16 protein-coding genes are annotated in these 18,414 nt (G+C 51.0%); 9 read left to right on the forward strand and 7 right to left on the reverse strand.

The genetic code is table 11. The features are described from left to right. Window positions 1-2 precede the first annotated feature (2 nt). From ssuD to ssuE, 3 genes are read right to left on the reverse strand one after another with little or no spacing between them, the layout of a single operon-like run. A complete protein-coding gene (gene ssuD, locus FEK66_RS15655; protein ID WP_135493631.1) occupies window positions 3-1,148 on the reverse strand; it encodes an FMNH2-dependent alkanesulfonate monooxygenase in 1,146 nt (381 codons plus the stop codon). Then, on the reverse strand, window positions 1,145-2,104 hold the full coding sequence (ssuA, locus tag FEK66_RS15660; RefSeq protein WP_135406329.1) for an aliphatic sulfonate ABC transporter substrate-binding protein SsuA: 960 nt from the start codon (window positions 2,102-2,104) through the stop codon (window positions 1,145-1,147). The genes ssuD and ssuA overlap by 4 nt, the downstream gene beginning before the upstream one ends. Further along, window positions 2,097-2,672, reverse strand: coding sequence for an NADPH-dependent FMN reductase (gene ssuE / locus FEK66_RS15665; protein ID WP_135404486.1), 576 nt, complete (start codon window positions 2,670-2,672; stop codon window positions 2,097-2,099). Before ssuE ends, ssuA begins: the two co-directional genes overlap by 8 nt. Before the next feature lie 236 nt (window positions 2,673-2,908). On the opposite strand from ssuE, the gene pyrD reads away from it, so the two are divergent. After that, window positions 2,909-3,919 carry a quinone-dependent dihydroorotate dehydrogenase gene (pyrD, locus tag FEK66_RS15675; RefSeq protein WP_130205367.1) on the forward strand — a complete coding sequence of 337 codons (1,011 nt, stop codon included), beginning with the start codon at window positions 2,909-2,911 and terminating at the stop codon, window positions 3,917-3,919. Window positions 3,920-4,092: 173 nt separating this feature from the next. Then, complete coding sequence (gene zapC / locus FEK66_RS15680) at window positions 4,093-4,635, forward strand: cell division protein ZapC (protein ID WP_064528385.1); 543 nt, start codon at window positions 4,093-4,095, stop codon at window positions 4,633-4,635. Here the strand turns inward: zapC and ycbX are convergent. Continuing rightward, the gene (ycbX, locus tag FEK66_RS15685) at window positions 4,632-5,741 is read right to left on the reverse strand and encodes a 6-N-hydroxylaminopurine resistance protein YcbX (RefSeq protein ID WP_135493632.1); all 1,110 of its coding nucleotides are present in this window, start codon (window positions 5,739-5,741) and stop codon (window positions 4,632-4,634) included. The genes zapC and ycbX overlap by 4 nt on opposite strands. 242 nt (window positions 5,742-5,983) lie before the next feature. Here ycbX and rlmKL point away from each other — a divergent pair, with 242 nt between their 5' ends. The 6 genes from rlmKL (at window position 5,984) to rmf (ending at window position 14,097) form a co-directional block, all read left to right on the forward strand. Then, the gene (gene rlmKL, locus FEK66_RS15690; RefSeq protein WP_064528388.1) at window positions 5,984-8,092 is read left to right on the forward strand and encodes a bifunctional 23S rRNA (guanine(2069)-N(7))-methyltransferase RlmK/23S rRNA (guanine(2445)-N(2))-methyltransferase RlmL; all 2,109 of its coding nucleotides are present in this window, start codon (window positions 5,984-5,986) and stop codon (window positions 8,090-8,092) included. An 11-nt stretch (window positions 8,093-8,103) separates the two neighbouring features. Then, window positions 8,104-10,011 carry an ABC transporter ATP-binding protein gene (locus FEK66_RS15695; protein ID WP_135493633.1) on the forward strand — a complete coding sequence of 636 codons (1,908 nt, stop codon included), beginning with the start codon at window positions 8,104-8,106 and terminating at the stop codon, window positions 10,009-10,011. A 204-nt stretch (window positions 10,012-10,215) separates the two neighbouring features. Then, complete coding sequence (gene pqiA, locus FEK66_RS15700) at window positions 10,216-11,469, forward strand: membrane integrity-associated transporter subunit PqiA (RefSeq protein WP_135493634.1); 1,254 nt, start codon at window positions 10,216-10,218, stop codon at window positions 11,467-11,469. 4 nt (window positions 11,470-11,473) lie between these two features. Next, the gene (gene pqiB, locus FEK66_RS15705) at window positions 11,474-13,114 is read left to right on the forward strand and encodes an intermembrane transport protein PqiB (protein ID WP_130205377.1); all 1,641 of its coding nucleotides are present in this window, start codon (window positions 11,474-11,476) and stop codon (window positions 13,112-13,114) included. Further along, window positions 13,111-13,674 (forward strand): membrane integrity-associated transporter subunit PqiC, encoded by a 564-nt coding sequence (gene pqiC / locus FEK66_RS15710; RefSeq protein ID WP_064528397.1) that lies wholly within the window; start codon window positions 13,111-13,113, stop codon window positions 13,672-13,674. Before pqiB ends, pqiC begins: the two co-directional genes overlap by 4 nt. A 255-nt stretch (window positions 13,675-13,929) precedes the next feature. Continuing rightward, a complete protein-coding gene (gene rmf / locus FEK66_RS15715; protein WP_000828648.1) occupies window positions 13,930-14,097 on the forward strand; it encodes a ribosome modulation factor in 168 nt (55 codons plus the stop codon). Between the two features lie 69 nt (window positions 14,098-14,166). Here the strand turns inward: rmf and fabA are convergent, their stop codons facing one another. After that, window positions 14,167-14,685 carry a bifunctional 3-hydroxydecanoyl-ACP dehydratase/trans-2-decenoyl-ACP isomerase gene (fabA, locus tag FEK66_RS15720; RefSeq protein WP_000227926.1) on the reverse strand — a complete coding sequence of 173 codons (519 nt, stop codon included), beginning with the start codon at window positions 14,683-14,685 and terminating at the stop codon, window positions 14,167-14,169. 68 nt (window positions 14,686-14,753) lie between these two features. Continuing rightward, entirely contained in the window at window positions 14,754-16,514 is a 1,761-nt protein-coding gene (locus tag FEK66_RS15725) for a Lon protease family protein (protein WP_135493635.1), read from the reverse strand. Window positions 16,515-16,699: 185 nt separating this feature from the next. On the opposite strand from FEK66_RS15725, the gene matP reads away from it, so the two are divergent. Continuing rightward, window positions 16,700-17,152, forward strand: a complete 453-nt coding sequence (matP, locus tag FEK66_RS15730; protein ID WP_064528401.1) for a macrodomain Ter protein MatP — start codon at window positions 16,700-16,702, stop codon at window positions 17,150-17,152. Between the two features lie 74 nt (window positions 17,153-17,226). On the opposite strand, the gene ompA is transcribed toward matP, so the two are convergent. Continuing rightward, window positions 17,227-18,279, reverse strand: a complete 1,053-nt coding sequence (gene ompA / locus FEK66_RS15735; protein ID WP_064528817.1) for a porin OmpA — start codon at window positions 18,277-18,279, stop codon at window positions 17,227-17,229. Window positions 18,280-18,414: the final 135 nt, after the last annotated feature.

Genomic DNA, 18,414 nt, shown 5'->3' on the forward strand with positions numbered 1-18,414 from the left:
CCTTAGCTTTGCGCGACTTTACGGGGGATAAAATCATTCGCCACCGCTTCGCCTTGCGGATTCAGCGGTTGTGGCTGGGGAATTTCCGGGATGGCGACATCCAGAAGCGGGAACAGCAACTCGCCAACCCGATACGCTTCTTCCAGATGTGGATAGCCCGAAAGCACAAAACTGTCGATGCCAAGCGCGGCGTATTCGTTGATTCGTGCAGCGACCGTAGGACCATCGCCCACCAGCGCCGTCCCGGCACCGCCGCGGACTAAGCCAACGCCCGCCCATAAATTGGGGCTGATCTCCAGATTGTCGCGCTTGCCGTTATGTAGCGCCGCCATTCGCTGTTGTCCTACGGAATCCGTCCGAGCGAATGCGGCCTGTGCTTTGGCGATAGTTTCATCATCAAGATGCGAGATTAACCGCTCGGCGGCCTGCCACGCTTCGTCGTTAGTTTCGCGGACAATAACGTGCAGGCGAATACCGAAACGAATTTTTCGTCCATGCGCGGCAGCTTTCGCCCGCACTTGTTCGATTTTCTCTTTAACCAGTTCTGGTGGTTCGCCCCAGGTGAGGTAGAGATCAACTTGTTCTGCCGCCAGCTCCTGGGCGACGTCTGACGATCCGCCAAAGTAAAGCGGAGGATATGGCTGTTGAATCGGCGGGAAGAGCAGTTTGGCTCCCCGCACATGAATATGTTTTCCGTTGAAATCGACGGTTTCGCCCAGCAATAAACGTCGCCAGACCTGGGTAAATTCCGCCGAGGCTTCGTAACGCTCGCTATGATTAAGGAACACGCCGTCGCCTGCCAGCTCTTGTGGATCGCTGCCTGTGACCAGGTTAAACAATGCACGCCCATTAGAGAGACGGTCAAGCGTGGCGGCCTGACGGGCGGCAACGGTAGGTGAGGTTACGCTGGGGCGCAGGGCGACAAGAAACTTCAGCCGCTGCGTCACCGGGATCATCGACGCCGCAACCAGCCACGCATCTTCACACGATCGCCCCGTTGGAATTAGCACACCGGTAAAGCCAAGACGATCTGCCGCTTGCGCAATTTGTTGCAGATAACCGTGATCAACCGGGCGTGAACCTTCTTCCGTTCCCAGATAATGCCCGTCACCGTGGGTCGGTAAAAACCAGAACATATTCAGACTCATAATTGTTTTCCTTCCAGTTGCGTGGGCTGCCAGATGCGCTGGCGAATATCGACTTTTTTCGGCACCAGACGGTTTTCATAAAACAGATCTGCTGTTTGCTGCTGTAAGGCGGCAACCTCGGCGTTAACCGGTTTGATGGTGGTAGGAGGGCGATGATCTAAGTAAGAGGCAATTACCGGAGCCGGTAAGCCCATTGTTTTTGCCAGTAAAGCGATGCTTTGCTCGCGCTGGCTGCGGGTTAACGCATCGGCCTCACTAAAGGTTGTGAGCACACCCTGAATAAAGGTGCCGTTTTTTTCTGCATAGGGACGAGCGGCCAGATAAAACGATCCGGTTTGATTGAGACTGGTGCCATCTTTCAACACCCGCACGCCGCCCTGTAATAACGCGGCGGAGTAGTAGGGATCCCAGATAGCCCAGGCGTCGACGTTACCTTGCTGGAACGCGGCGCGGGCATCAGCTGGCGTCAGGTAAGTGGGCTGGATATCGGTGAATTTAAGCCCGGCCTGTTGCAGGGCGCGCAGTAAAAGGTTGTGCGAACTGGAGCCTTTCTGAAAGGCAACTTTGTGGCCTTTAAGATCGGCCACGGTTTTGATCGGGCTGTTTTCTGCCACCAGAATCACTTCGGCTTTTGGCTTTGGTGGCTCGACGCCCACGTACACCAAATCAGCCCCGGCGGCCTGAGCAAAGATTGGTGGAATATCCCCGGTACTGCCGAGATCAATACTGCCAACGTTTAACGCCTCCAGCATCTGCGGGCCAGCGGGGAACTCCACCCACGAGATTTTTGTTTGTGGATAGCGTTTTTCCAGCATTTGGTAATTTTTCGCCAGTACCGAACTGATATTGCTTTTCTGATAGCCAATCCTTAACGCCTCTGGCGAAGACTCTGCGGCAACAGCGAGTGTAGAGACGCTAAGTAATCCCGCCAGCGCCAGTTTAATGATCTTACGCATGGGCATTACCTCGCAGAGAATGAAGATCAGGAACCTGAACATCGCGGCGGTGCAACGCCTGCCAGAAAGTTTCTAGCGCGGTATCAAGACGGGTTTGCAGATTTGGCGTGAACAGCGGCTTGTGTTGGTAATCAATCACCTGCGAGTCATCGGCAAACACGCCGTGCAGGATCTCCTGGGCTTTCAGCGCACTTAAAACTGGTTTAAGGGCATAATCGACCGCCAGTAGATGGGCCACGGTGCCGCCCGTCGCCAGCGGTAGCACTACTTTGCCTTGCAAAGCGCGTTCTGGCAGCAGGTCGAGCAGGGTTTTCAGCGCACCGGAATAGGCGGCTTTATACACAGGCGTGGCGACGATCAGCCCATCGGCCTGTTGCAGCTGTTCGGTGAAGGTCTTGAGTGCCGGACTATCGAAACGGGCATAGAGCAGATCTTCCGGGGCGAAGTTTTGCAGATTCCAGTGATAAACCTCAACATCCAGGCCATTCAGTTTTTCCCGCGCATATTCCAGTAAGGAACTGGAGCGAGAAGGAAAGCGAGGACTACCCGCCAGGGTGATGACACGCATACTCTCTCCTTATAACCAATTGTTCTTGTTTTGTTAACATTGATAACAATTCGGTCAGTCTGACAGAGGGCGTTCGTGAGTCGAAATGATTTATCTGAAGAAGGAAAGCCAAAAAAAGCATAAAAAAGGCGCAACAAGAAAACGTTTGCTATTTATTGCCGCAGGTCAATTCCCTTTTGCTGCGAACTCGCACATAATACGCCCCCGGTTTGCACACCGGGAATCCAGGAGAGTTCATGTACTACCCCTTCGTTCGTAAAGCCCTTTTCCAGCTCGATCCAGAGCGCGCACACGAGTTTACTTTTCAGCAATTACGCCGCATCACCGGAACACCGTTTGAAGCGCTTGTTCGGCAAAATGTTCCAGCGAAGCCGGTTAACTGTATGGGACTGACCTTTAAAAACCCGCTTGGTCTGGCAGCCGGTCTTGATAAAGACGGGGAGTGTATTGATGCCCTTGGTGCAATGGGATTTGGATCGATCGAGATCGGTACTGTCACCCCGCGTCCACAACCAGGAAACGATAAACCTCGTCTTTTTCGCCTGGTAGATGCTGAAGGTTTAATAAACCGTATGGGTTTTAATAACCTCGGCGTTGATAACCTCGTAGAGAACGTTAAAAAAGCCCATTACGACGGTGTTCTGGGAATCAATATCGGCAAAAATAAAGATACGCCGGTTGAGCAAGGCAAAGATGACTATCTGATTTGTATGGAAAAAATCTACGCCTATGCAGGATATATTGCCATCAATATTTCATCACCAAATACCCCGGGATTACGCACTCTGCAATATGGCGAAGCGCTGGATGATTTATTAACGGCAATTAAAAATAAACAAAATGATCTGCAAGCGCACCACCACAAATATGTACCAATAGCAGTGAAGATCGCGCCGGATCTTTCTGAAGAAGAGTTGATCCAGGTCGCCGATAGTTTAGTTCGCCATAATATTGATGGCGTCATTGCAACTAATACGACCCTCGATCGTTCTTTAGTTCAGGGAATGAAAAATTGTGATCAAACCGGTGGCTTAAGTGGTCGTCCCTTACAATTAAAAAGTACGGAAATTATTCGTCGCTTGTCGCAGGAATTAAACGGCCGCTTACCGATTATTGGTGTTGGTGGTATTGACTCGGTAATCGCTGCTCGCGAGAAGATAGCTGCGGGGGCTTCTTTGGTGCAAATTTATTCCGGTTTTATTTTTAAAGGTCCGCCGCTGATTAAAGAAATCGTTAACCATATCTAATTATTTCTTTCATTTTCTCTTTATAAGATAATCAGGGCTTTATTTTCAGCCCTGGTTGTTTTATATTCATTGCTGTTACTTATTTAGACATTTTGTACTTTTCTTGTTGAGGTTATTAAGCGAAGCAACAATGGAATATGTTGCAGTGGATTTATAGGGTAGAGGAGAAGCATATGCGAATTAAACCAGACGATAATTGGCGTTGGTATTATGATGAAGAGCATGATCGAATGATGCTTGATTTAGCCAATGGCATGCTATTTCGCTCACGTTTTGCGCGCAAGATGTTGACACCAGACGCCTTTTCTCCTGCGGGATTCTGCGTTGATGACGCCGCGCTCTATTTCTCGTTTGAAGAAAAATGCCGCGACCTTAACTTATCAAAAGAACAAAAAGCTGAACTGGTGCTTAATGCGCTGGTGGCAGTTCGTTATCTCAAACCGCAAATGCCGAAAAGCTGGCATTTTGTTTCTCATGGTGAAATGTGGTCGCCAGTGCCGGGTGATGCAGCCTGTGTCTGGTTAAGCGATACCAATGAACAAGTCAGCCTTCTGGTTGTTGAATCTGGTGAAAATGCCGCGCTGTGCCTCCTTGCGCAGCCTTGTGTTGTCATCGCTGGTCGCGCCATGCAACTGGGTGACGCCATCAAAATTATGAATGACAGGCTGAAACCTCATATGAGTTATGACAGCTTCAGCCTTGAACAGGCCGTTTAACCTTTCAGTTTCAATGCAGTCTTCGGTACACAACTACAGCAAAGAATTGTCCCGTCGTCGCTCATAGCTGATTTTTTCAGCGGGGTGACTTCGCCTTCCAGAAGCTGAACTCGACAACTTCCACATATGCCCGCGCGACAAGAATAGGGGATCCGAATCCCTTGATTTTCTAATTGTTCTAACAATACCTGTTGATTATTACCGCGAAATGCCAGTCCTTGCCAGTCGATATCTACATTCGCATCCATTTGCTGCTTTGTCGGGAGAGTATCGTCTGCGGCTGCCGCGCCGTAGATTTTCGCCGGTGCAGTAGCAAGAATTTCCACTGCATCACCAACACGAACAACGCCACTATTGCGGGCAATTAAATTCTGACCAAAATCGACATCGCCATTATCTTGGGCAGTACGGAAGGATTGCAGCGTTTTTAACGGTTCGCCTGCCGGATGCTTTTGTCCTTTTTCCGGGCTGACAGTGGTGAAAATGCAGCGGCTGCAGGGCTTTACCACGTCAAACACCACATCGCCAATGCGAATCACTTTCCAGGTATCTTCTTCCCAGGCTGCCGCGCCGGAAACCACCAGATTGGGGCGAAATTGCTCCATTTTTACACTTGCCGGGCAGCGTTGCTGCACATCACGCAGTGAGGCTTCATTAGCGAGCAGATACGGATAGCCATCAGCAAACGACAAGGGTACAGTGTTATGGCGTTTTACGCGCCGTGTCATCTGCGGTCCTACCCAGCGCAATTGCACTTCACGGGAGAAAAAGCCGCTTAACCATTTGTTGATCTCATCTGGCGCAATGCGTGCAGTAAAATGGTTACCCCACACTTCGGTTGGCGCGTCCTGCATAGCGAAATCAGCAAAACGGATGTATGCGCTGCTGCCATCTGGCGCGGTGAGATGTAAGCCGTCATGCACGGGCGAAGGGGTAAATCGCACCATCTGCGGAAACTGGCGGGCAGTAATAAACGTACCGTCAGGTTCTGTGACCATAAAGGTGCGATCGAAGGCCAGACCGCTGACATCAGCCAGAGCATGTGTCAGACCGATGCCGCGCATCGATTTAACAGGATGAATAAAAAGCCGGGTTAATGTCGTCACGGTGCGGTCCTCAAATGAAAATAAGCCCTCAACTTTATGACATGACGCGCTTATTAGCTATAATGCGCAACAATTTTCTTAGTGCCTATCCCGTTAGGCTATTTTATTTGTCAGTTTAGCCCTGGGCAGTACTCGAAATCCTCACGTACTGGTGTACGTTCCGGTTTCTCCATGCTGTCCATGTCCAAACTGACTGCAACAATTACGCCTACTGCGGTAGGCCTTAGAGTAAAAGTGACGATATGAATTCTCTGTTTGCCAGTACGGCCCGTGGGCTGGAAGAGCTGTTAAAAACTGAACTCGAAAACCTGGGGGCCGTTGAATGCCAGGTGGTTCAGGGTGGGGTCCATTTCAAGGGCGACACGCGGCTTGTTTACCAGAGCCTGATGTGGAGTCGCCTGGCCTCACGTATTATGTTGCCGCTGGGCGAGTGCAAGGTTTACAGCGACTTAGACCTTTATCTCGGCGTTCAGGCGATCAACTGGACAGAGATGTTTAATCCTGGCGCGACCTTTGCTGTCCACTTCAGCGGTCTGAATGACACTATCCGCAACAGCCAGTACGGCGCGATGAAAGTCAAAGATGCGATCGTTGATGCTTTCACCCGTAAGAATTTGCCGCGTCCGAATGTCGATCGCGATGCGCCGGATATCCGCGTGAACGTGTGGCTAAATAAAGAAACCGCCAGCATCGCTCTCGATTTAAGTGGTGATGGTTTGCATTTGCGCGGCTATCGCGATCGTGCGGGTATTGCGCCGATCAAAGAAACTCTGGCGGCGGCAATTGTGATGCGTTCCGGTTGGCAGCCAGGAACACCGCTGCTCGATCCAATGTGTGGTTCTGGTACGTTGCTGATTGAAGCGGCGATGCTGGCGACCGACCGCGCACCGGGCTTGCACCGCGGGCGTTGGGGCTTTAGCGGCTGGGCGCAACATGATGAAGCTATCTGGCAAGAAGTAAAAGCGGAAGCGCAAACCCGCGCCCGTAAAGGTCTGGCTGAGTACAACTCTCATTTCTACGGTTCCGACAGCGATGCGCGGGTGATTCAACGTGCGCGCACCAACGCCCGTCTTGCGGGGATTGGCGAACTGATCACTTTTGAAGTGAAAGATGTCGCGCAATTGACCAATCCGCTGCCAAAAGGACCGTACGGTACAGTGTTGAGCAACCCGCCTTACGGCGAACGTCTGGACAGCGAACCGGCGCTGATTGCGCTGCATAGCCTGCTGGGCCGAATCATGAAAAACCAGTTCGGCGGCTGGAATCTCTCTTTATTCAGTGCCTCGCCAGATCTGTTAAGTTGCCTGCAGCTGCGTGCAGACAAACAGTACAAAGCGAAAAACGGTCCATTAGACTGCGTGCAGAAAAATTACCACGTTGCCGAAAGCACTCCAGACAGCAAACCGGCAATGGTGGCAGAAGACTACGCCAACCGTCTGCGTAAGAACCTCAAAAAATTCGAGAAGTGGGCGCGTCAGGAAGGCATTGAATGCTACCGCCTGTACGACGCCGATCTACCGGAATACAACGTTGCCGTTGACCGTTATGCCGACTGGGTGGTGGTGCAGGAGTATGCGCCGCCGAAAACCATTGATGCGCACAAAGCGCGTCAACGTCTGTTCGATATTATCGCTGCGACCATTTCGGTACTCGGGATTGCGCCAAACAAACTGGTGCTGAAAACCCGTGAACGCCAGAAGGGCAAAAATCAGTACCAGAAACTGGGCGAGAAGGGCGAGTTTCTTGAAGTTACCGAATATAACGCTCACCTGTGGGTGAACCTGACGGATTATCTTGATACTGGTTTGTTCCTCGATCACCGTATCGCCCGTCGTATGCTCGGTCAGATGAGCAAAGGCAAAGATTTCCTCAACTTGTTCTCCTATACCGGTAGCGCCACTGTGCACGCGGGATTAGGCGGCGCGCGCAGCACCACTACGGTGGATATGTCGCGTACCTATCTGGAGTGGGCAGAACGTAACCTGCGCCTTAACGGCTTAACCGGTCGTGCGCATCGCCTGATTCAGGCCGACTGCCTGGCGTGGTTACGTGAGGCTAATGAACAGTTCGATCTGATCTTTATCGATCCACCAACGTTCTCTAACTCAAAACGAATGGAAGATGCGTTTGATGTTCAGCGCGATCATCTGGCGCTGATGAAAGATTTGAAACGTCTGCTGCGTGCAGGTGGGACGATCATGTTCTCGAACAACAAACGTGGTTTCCGTATGGATCTTGACGGACTGGCAAAACTGGGACTGAAAGCACAAGAAATTACGCAAAAAACGCTCTCCCAGGATTTCGCCCGTAACCGCCAGATCCACAACTGCTGGCTGATTACCGCAGCCTGAAAGGAATAGTAATGTCATTAATCAGTATGCATGGCGCATGGCTGTCGTTCAGCGACGCGCCGCTTCTCGATAACGCAGAACTGCATATCGAAGATAACGAACGTGTTTGTCTGGTAGGCCGTAACGGCGCAGGCAAATCGACGTTAATGAAAATCCTCAACCGTGAACAGGGGCTGGATGACGGTCGCATTATTTACGAGCAAGATTTGATCGTTGCGCGTTTGCAGCAGGATCCACCGCGTAACGTTGAGGGTAGCGTTTATGATTTTGTTGCCGAAGGCATTGAGGAACAGGCCGAGTACCTGAAACGCTATCACGATATTTCGCGCCTGGTGATGAACGACCCGAGCGAGAAGAATCTCAACGAACTGGCGAAGGTTCAGGAACAGTTGGATCACCACAACCTGTGGCAACTGGAAAACCGCATCAACGAAGTGCTGGCACAGCTGGGATTAGATCCTAACGTTGCGCTGTCGTCGCTTTCCGGCGGCTGGTTGCGTAAAGCGGCATTAGGACGCGCGTTGGTGAGCAATCCGCGCGTGCTGCTGCTCGACGAACCGACAAACCACCTGGATATTGAAACCATCGACTGGCTGGAAGGTTTCCTGAAAACGTTCAGCGGTACGATTATTTTCATCTCCCACGACCGTTCATTTATTCGCAATATGGCGACGCGTATTGTCGATCTCGATCGCGGCAAACTGGTGACCTATCCGGGGAATTACGACCAGTATCTGCTGGAAAAAGAAGAAGCCCTGCGCGTGGAAGAACTACAAAATGCCGAGTTCGATCGCAAACTGGCGCAGGAAGAGGTGTGGATCCGTCAGGGGATCAAAGCACGCCGCACCCGTAATGAAGGCCGCGTGCGTGCGCTGAAAGCAATGCGTCGCGAGCGTGGCGAACGTCGCGAAGTGATGGGTACTGCAAAGATGCAGGTAGAAGAGGCCAGTCGCTCCGGTAAGATCGTTTTCGAAATGGAAGACGTTTGCTACCAGGTTGACGGTAAGCAACTGGTGAAAGATTTTTCTGCCCAGGTACTGCGTGGCGATAAAATTGCCCTGATTGGCCCGAATGGCTGTGGCAAAACCACGTTGCTGAAACTGATGCTTGGTCAACTTCAGGCGGACAGCGGACGCATTCACGTCGGCACTAAACTGGAAGTCGCCTATTTTGACCAGCACCGCGCGGAACTCGATCCCGACAAAACGGTGATGGATAACCTTGCTGAAGGTAAGCAAGAGGTGATGGTTAACGGTAAACCGCGCCATGTACTGGGCTATTTACAGGACTTCCTGTTCCATCCGAAACGGGCGATGACGCCGGTGCGCGCGCTCTCTGGCGGGGAACGTAACCGTCTGCTTTTGGCGCGTCTGTTCCTGAAACCCAGTAACTTACTGATCCTCGACGAACCGACCAACGATCTCGATGTTGAAACGCTGGAACTGCTTGAAGAGCTGATCGACAGCTACCAGGGTACAGTATTGCTGGTTAGTCACGATCGTCAGTTTGTTGATAACACCGTAACAGAGTGCTGGATCTTCGAAGGTGGCGGCAAAATTGGCCGTTATGTCGGCGGTTATCACGACGCGCGCGGACAGCAAGAACAGTATGTGGCGTTAAAACAGCCTGCGGTGAAAAAAAACGAAGAAGTAGCTGCGCCGAAAGCAGAAACTGTAAAACGCAGCAGTAGCAAACTAAGCTATAAATTGCAGCGCGAATTAGAACAGCTACCGCAACTGCTTGAAGATTTGGAAGCAAAACTGGAAGCCTTACAGGCGCAGGTGGCAGATGCCTCTTTCTTCAGCCAGCCACATGAGCATACGCAAAAAGTGCTCGCTGATCTGACTGCCGCCGAACAGGAACTGGAGCAGGCATTTGAACGTTGGGAGTATCTTGAAGCGTTAAAAAATGGTGGCTGATCGCTAATCAGTTAAGTGAAAAGAGAGACTGCTGATAACGGCCAAATTGCCTGATGCGCTACGCTTATCTGGCCTGGGTGGAAACGTCAATTTATTGCGTTTCCACGAGCTCCCTGAGCGGATAATGCGGTAGTTCAGCATCCGGCATTAAAAGCGAGTGCTATGTCAGCATTCTGTAGAATAGCGCATCATTAAGGAGTACCAATGTGCGAACATCATCATGCCGCGAAGCACATCCTGTGCTCGCAGTGTGACATGCTGGTGGTTTTACCCCACCTTGAGCATGGTCAGAAGGCGGCATGTCCTCGGTGTGGCACAACGTTAACCGTTGCGTGGGATGCCCCTCGACAGCGTCCTACCGCTTATGCGTTGGCTGCACTGTTCATGCTGCTGCTGTCCAACCTGTTCCCTTTTGTCAATATGAACGTTGCGGGGGTAACCAGTGAGATTACGTTGCTGGAAATCCCGGGCGTACTGTTTTCCGAGGACTATGCCAGCCTCGGTACTTTTTTCCTGTTGTTTGTGCAACTGGTCCCCGCGTTTTGCCTGATTACTATTTTACTGTTGGTTAATCGCGCGGAAATACCTGTTCGTTTAAAAGAACAACTGGGGCGGGTACTTTTTCAGCTTAAAACCTGGGGAATGGCGGAGATTTTCCTTGCCGGTGTGTTGGTCAGTTTTGTCAAACTGATGGCTTACGGCAGCATTGGCGTGGGCAGTAGTTTCATTCCCTGGTGTTTATTTTGTGTGCTGCAATTACGCGCCTTTCAGTGCGTTGATCGCCGCTGGTTATGGGATGATATTGCCACGATGCCAGAGCTTCACCAGACGCTGAAACCGGGCATAACGGGAATACGCCAGGGGCTGCGCTCTTGCTCATGCTGTACGGCAATTCTTCCTGCCGATAATCCCGTGTGTCCGCGCTGTGGCACCAAAGGATATGTTCGACGCAAAAACAGCCTGCAATGGACATTGGCACTGCTTTTTACGTCGATCATGTTATATCTCCCGGCGAACATCTTACCCATTATGGTGACCGATTTTTTAGGCTCTAAGATGCCGTCGACCATTCTCGCCGGGGTCATCTTATTATGGAGCGAAGGCTCTTATCCGGTTGCCGCCGTCATCTTTTTAGCCAGTATCATGGTGCCAACTTTAAAGATGATCGCTATAGCCTGGCTGTGCTGGGATGCGAAAGGGCACGGCAAGCGTGATAGTGAAAGAATGCATTTGATTTACGAAGTTGTTGAGTTTGTAGGCCGCTGGTCAATGATTGACGTTTTCGTGATAGCGGTGCTCTCGGCGCTGGTGCGTATGGGAGGCTTAATGAGTATTTATCCTGCAATGGGTGCATTAATGTTTGCTTTAGTCGTCATTATGACAATGTTTTCTGCGATGACGTTTGATCCACGTTTGTCGTGGGATCGTCAACCTGAACCAGAGCATGAGGAGTCCTGACAGTATGGAATCTAATAGTGGGGAAGCCAAAATCCAGAAAGTGAAGAACTGGTCCCCTGTGTGGATATTTCCCATCGTTACGGCACTGATCGGGGCTTGGGTACTTTTTTATCATTACAGTCATCAAGGGCCGGAAGTTACCCTGATCACTGCTAATGCGGAAGGAATAGAAGGCGGCAAGACTACCATTAAAAGTCGTAGCGTGGACGTCGGTGTGGTCGAAAGTGCCACGCTGGCTGATGATTTAACGCATGTTGAAATCAAAGCGCGTCTCAACGCCGGTATGGAAAAACTGCTGCACAAAGATACGGTCTTTTGGGTAGTGAAACCACAAATTGGTCGTGAAGGCATTAGTGGCCTTGGTACGTTGCTTTCCGGGGTGTATATCGAGTTGCAACCGGGGGCTGCAGGCAGCAAGCAAACAAAATATGATTTGCTTGATTCTCCACCGTTGGCCCCACCAGATGCCAAAGGGATCCGTGTCATTCTTGACAGCAACAAAGCTGGGCAGCTCACGGCGGGAGATCCCGTGCTGTTTCGTGGTTATCGCGTAGGGTCGGTTGAAACCAGCACCTTCGATACTCAGAAGCGTAATATCAGCTATCAACTGTTCATCAATGCGCCTTATGACCGCCTGGTAACGAGCAACGTTCGCTTCTGGAAAGATAGCGGCATAGCGGTGGATCTGACCTCGGCGGGGATGCGCGTAGAGATGGGGTCATTGACGACGTTGCTAAGTGGTGGTGTCAGCTTTGACGTGCCTGAAGGACTGGACTTGGGACAGCCGGTTGCGCCAAAAACGTCATTCGTTTTGTATGATGATCAGAAGAGTATCCAGGATTCACTGTACACAGATCACATTGATTATCTGATGTTCTTTAAAGATTCGGTACGCGGTCTGCAACCTGGCGCGCCAGTGGAATTCCGCGGTATTCGTCTCGGTACGGTAAGCAAAGTGCCATTCTTTGCGCCGAATATGCGTCAGGTCTTTAACGATGATTATCGCATTCCAGTCATGGTGCGTATTGAACCAGAACGACTGAAAATGCAGCTAGGTGAAAATGCTGATGTGGTAGAACACCTGGCCGAATTGCTGAAGCGCGGTTTACGCGGTTCACTGAAAACCGGGAATCTGGTCACGGGAGCGCTGTACGTCGATCTGGACTTCTATCCAAATGCTCCGGCAATTACCGGTGTGCGTGAGTTTAATGGCTATCAAATAATCCCGACCGTTAGCGGTGGTCTGGCGCAAATCCAGCAACGTCTGATGGAAGCGTTGGATAAGATTAACAAACTGCCGTTGAACCCGATGATTGAACAGGCGACCAGTACGCTGTCGGAAAGTCAGCGCACGATGAAAAACCTGCAGACTACGCTGGATAGTATGAACAAGATCCTTGCCAGTCAGTCGATGCAACAGTTGCCGACGGATATGCAGTCGACACTGCGCGAATTGAATCGTAGCATGCAGGGCTTCCAGCCGGGTTCCGCAGCTTATAACAAGATGGTGGCGGATATGCAGCGTCTTGATCAGGTATTGCGTGAACTGCAACCGGTTCTGAAAACGCTCAACGAGAAGAGCAACGCGCTGGTATTTGAAGCGAAGGATAAAAAAGATCCAGAGCCGAAGAGGGCGAAACAATGAAAAAGTGGCTAGTGACGATAGCGGCACTGTGGCTGGCCGGATGCAGCTCCGGTGAAATTAACAAAAACTATTACCAATTGCCTGTGGTGCAGAGCGGTACGCAAAGTACCGCCAGCCAGGGTAACCGCCTGCTATGGGTCGAGCAGGTTTCCGTACCTGATTATCTGGCAGGGAATGGCGTGGTATACCAGACCAGTGATGTGAAGTATGTGATTGCCAATAACAACCTGTGGGCCAGCCCGCTGGATCAACAGTTGCGCAATACTTTGGTCGCTAACCTGAGTGCGCAACTGCCCGGTTGGGTCGTAGCCTCCCAGCCTTTGGGAAGTACCCAGGACACGCTTAATGTGACTGTGACAGAGTTTAACGGCCGTTACGATGGTAAGGTGATAGTGAGTGGCGAGTGGCTACTAAACCATCAGGGACAACTGATAAAACGTCCGTTCCGTGTGGAAGGGGTGCAGAATCAGGATGGCTACGATGAAATGGTCAAAGTGCTGGCCAGTGTCTGGAGTCAGGAAGCCGCTACTATTGCGCAAGAGATAAAGCGTCTACCTTAATTATAAAGATTTGTAAATATAACCGTCTCCGGCATGTAGCCTGAGGCGGTTTTTTTGTTTATAAGCCATGGGAAAACTTGTTCCGCTTCACATTTTTTGTACAACCGACATGCCCGTGTAGCTCACAAATATGGCAGTGGCGTGAATTTTGCGCATTGACGGCAGTTATGATTCGCGGTATTGCTTAACTGTGATTGCACATTTAGTAATCACTGTTTTCTTTTCCACCAGAAACCAGTATGAGGGAAACGAGGCATGAAGAGACAAAAACGAGATCGCCTGGAACGGGCACATCAACGTGGTTATCAGGCCGGCATCGCCGGACGCTCAAAAGAAATGTGTCCCTATCAGACGCTGAATCAAAGGTCACAATGGCTGGGAGGCTGGCGAGAAGCCATGGCGGACAGGGTGGTAATGGCCTGATTCTGTCTCTTTAAAAAGAAACCTCCGCATTGCGGAGGTTTCGCCTTTTTATACTCTGTCTGATTAAAATCAGAATGCAGACGTATCCTGGAACAGACCTACTTTCAGGTCGTTGGCGGTATAGATCAAACGACCATCAACCAGCACTTCGCCATCCGCCAGGCCCATAATGAGACGACGGTTAACAATGCGTTTAAAGTGAATACGATAGGTCACTTTTTTCGCCGTCGGCAGCACCTGGCCTGTGAATTTCACTTCGCCAACGCCCAGGGCGCGGCCTTTACCTTCGCCGCCCAGCCAGCCGAGGTAGAATCCTACCAGCTGCCACATCGCGTCCAGGCCAAGGCATCCCGGCATTACCGGATCGCCGATGAAGTGGCAACCGAAGAACCACAGGTCCGGATTAATATCCAGCTCTGCTTCTACATACCCTTTGTCGAAGTTACCACCCGTTTCGGTCATTTTGACCACACGGTCCATCATCAGCATGTTCGGTGCTGGCAATTGTGGGCCTTTAGCACCAAACAGTTCACCGCGACCAGAGGCAAGAAGGTCTTCTTTTGTATAGGATTCGCGTTTATCTACCATGTTCTCTGTAAGCCTTATTTTATTGAAGCACGCAGGATAGCTAACACGTGTACGCTGAACAAGTCCGATCAGTTCGGAATAAACCAGTTCAGCCAACGTAGTGGCCACGGAAAACGGTGACGCCCTTCCTGTTGCGATGCTTGTGCGATACGTTCCTGGATAGTTTGCATCAGCGTCGTCTGGCCTTCGCCATCCCACACCAGATTTAATAATAACGGCAGTGCATCAGTCACATCGTCCACTGCCCAGATGGTGAATCTGCCTTCCTCTACCGCCTTCACCAGTTCACTGTGGAGACTTAAATGGCGAACGTTAGCGCTGGGGATAATCACACCTTGCTTCCCACTTAACCCACGCTGCTGGCAGATAGCAAAGAAGCCTTCGATTTTCTCATTCAGACCGCCCACAGGCTGGGCGCGACCAAACTGATCCACTGAACCTGTAATGGCGATACTCTGATTCACCGGGACATCAGCAAGGGCGCTGATCAGAGCGCAGAGCTCGGCCATTGATGCGCTGTCACCATCCACTTCACTGTAAGATTGCTCAAAGGTCAGTGACGCCGAGAATGGGATCTGTTGCTCAAGCTGAAGTTCCGACATCAAAAACGCCTGCATGATCATCATCCCTTTAGCGTGAATGTTGCCGCCAAGCTCCGCTTTTCGTTCGATGTCGGTGAATTCACCATCGCCAATATGCACAACGCAGCTAATGCGAGAAGGTTCGCCAAATGCGCGTGGATGGCCTGGAAATTCAATGACCGAAAGGGCGTTAATTTGCCCGATGCGTTCACCTTCGGTTTCAATCAGGATCTGCTCTTGAAGGATTTCATCCTGCATGCGCTCGGCGAGGAAACCTTCGCGCCATTCCCGCTGCTGTAGCATTAAGTTTAGCTGCTCGCCAGAGAAGGTATCACCTTCGCACAATGAAGCGACCTCTTTACACTGGCGGAGGATCCACTGCGGACTAAGGGGCAGCGTTTCTTGCTCACCGGTATAGCGTACTGCTTCGCGGATAAGCACCGGCCAGGCGTCGGCACCTGGCGCTGGCAAGTGGTTAAGTCTGGCAATAAACGTCACCCAGCGACACCACTGGCGTACGGATTCGGCATCGACTATCTGCAGAGTATCTTCAAATTCGCTATAGATCGCTTGTTCAGACAGTTCTGGCTCCATCTCCTGGAAATCGGCCAATGAATCGCGTTCGCCTACCAGAATGACCTTCAGCTTCAATGGCATTGAAGGTACAGAGACGGGGAGAGGGCGCGACTCATCAAATGCTACCCAATCGAAGCGTTCGCGGTTGACGATGTTCTTCAGACGCATCCACAGCAATGGCTGGGCCAGCAGTGTACGCAAGGAGATAATCAAAATGCCGCCATTGGCCTGATGTACCAGTCCTGGCTGCAAGGTAATGTCGCCATTAAACTGGCGCAAACAGCCAAAAAGCTGTTCGGCTTCAGCCCAGTCAGCAGTAACAACTTGGGTTAAGGTCGCAAAATTATCGTCAGTGCTAACTGCGTTCCGTAAGCGTATGGTGTGGCCGGAAATCTCATAGTGAGCGCCCATCAGTTGGCCTGCATCGCTTTGTAGCGTGCGTGCAGCATCGGCTATAAGATTCAGATAATCGGATTCTTCCGGCGCTTTTGCCAGTATAAAAGAGGATGATGCCCGCGCGTGCAGCAACTGCTCAAGCGCAAATTGCAGTCGCGGTTGAGTGTCACTGAATAAAGGATCGTTTTCGTCAATCAAATGTGGCTGTGCGAATACTTCCTGATAGCTTTCGGTATCAGGAATCAGGTCACGCCATGCAAGTTTCGTAATGGTCAAAGTCGATGTTTTTTAGTCTGTTGTCAAAGGCGCGATTATACCGTAACCGGCACTGCAGCACACGTAGAAAGCACCGACAAAAGTCCCGGCATGCGCGTTAAAGCTCACAGGACAGAGATTCTTTTCATCACGCAGGTAAAAAGCTGATATTCTGTAAAGAGTTACACGGTAACATTGAGATCGCTATGAAATATCAACAACTTGAAAATCTTGAAAGTGGTTGGAAATGGAAATATCTGGTGAAGAAGCACCGTGAAGGTGAGTTGATCACCCGTTACATAGAGGCCAGTGCCGCCCAGGAAGCCGTCGATGTGTTGCTATCGCTGGAGAACGAACCTGTACTCGTAAATGGCTGGATTGAAAAACATATGAATCCAGAGCTGCTTAATCGCATGAAACAGACGATTCGGGCCAGACGAAAACGGCACTTTAATGCGGAGCATCAGCATACGCGCAAGAAATCTATCGATCTGGAATTTATTGTCTGGCAAAGGTTAGCAGGGCTTGCGCAACGTCGCGGTAAAACGCTATCCGAAACGATTGTCCAGCTGATTGAAGATGCGGAAAACAAAGAGAAGTATGCGAATAAAATGTCTTCATTGAAGCAGGATTTGCAGGCATTACTTGGTAAGGAATAACTGGCGAAGGTCATTTACTTTACTACAGATGAAAAAAAACCCCGCAGTAGCGGGGTTTTTTATTAGACGAGAACTTAAGCCTGCGGCTGAGTTACAACGTCTTTGATGCCTTTAACTTCGATCTCTACGCGACGATCCGGAGCCAGGCAGTCGATCAGAGCAGCACGCTGTTTCACGTTGTCACAGGTGTTGCCAGTAACCGGGTTAGATTCGCCCATACCACGTGCGGAGATCTTGTCAGACGGGATACCTTTGGAGATCAGGTAATCAACGACGGACTGAGCACGACGCTCGGACAGACCCTGGTTGTAAGCGTCAGAACCGATGCGGTCAGTGTAACCCAGAACAACTACGGAACCGTCTTTCGGATCCAGGTTGCTCAGCTGGCTGTACAGCTGATCCAGAGCAGCCTGACCTTCCGGTTTCAGGGTTGCTTTGTTGAAGTTGAACAGAACGTCAGACTTCAGAGTGAAGTGCTTGGTCTGTACTTCCGGTGCCGGAGCTGGAGCCGGAGCAACTACTGGAGCTGCTTCGCCCTGACCGAAACGGTAGGAAACACCCAGGCTCAGCAGACCGTTGTCCGGACGAGTACCGATGGTGTTAGCGTCACCGATGTTGTTGGTCCACTGATATTCCAGACGGGTAGCGATTTCTGGAGTGATCGCGTATTCAACACCGCCTGCGAATACCGGAGAAACGCCGGTGTCGTGGTCTTTAAAGGATGGGCCACCAGGTACGTTAGCCTTGGTGTCTGCGCGCCATACCATACCACCCAGACGAGTGTAGATGTCCAGATCGTCAGTGATTGGGTAACCCAGTTTAGCGGTCAGCTGAACGCCCTGAGCTTTGTATGCGCCGTTGATGTTGTCGCCTTTGTACGGCATACGACCTAACCAGTCGTAACCCATTTCAAAGCCAACATACGGGTTAACCTGGTAACCACCAAAAGCACCTGCACCCAGTTGGTTTTCGTGGGTCGGACCATTGTTAGGAATGAAACCAGTGTCATGGTACTGGGACCAGCCCAGTTTAGCACCAGTGTACCAGGTGTTATCTTTCGGAGCGGCCTGCGCTACGGTAGCGAAACCAGCCAGTGCCACTGCAATCGCGATAGCTGTCTTTTTCATTTTTTGCGCCTCGTTATCATCCAAAATACGCCATGAATATCTCCAACGAGATAACACGGTTAAATCCTTCACCGGGGGATCTGCTCAATTGTAACTCTGCCGATAAATTCGGCTTATGCCGAGCACCCCTGGCGA

The sequence above is a fragment of the Escherichia sp. E1130 genome (assembly GCF_005781065.1).
In the GTDB taxonomy this organism is placed as follows: Bacteria; Pseudomonadota; Gammaproteobacteria; order Enterobacterales; family Enterobacteriaceae; genus Escherichia.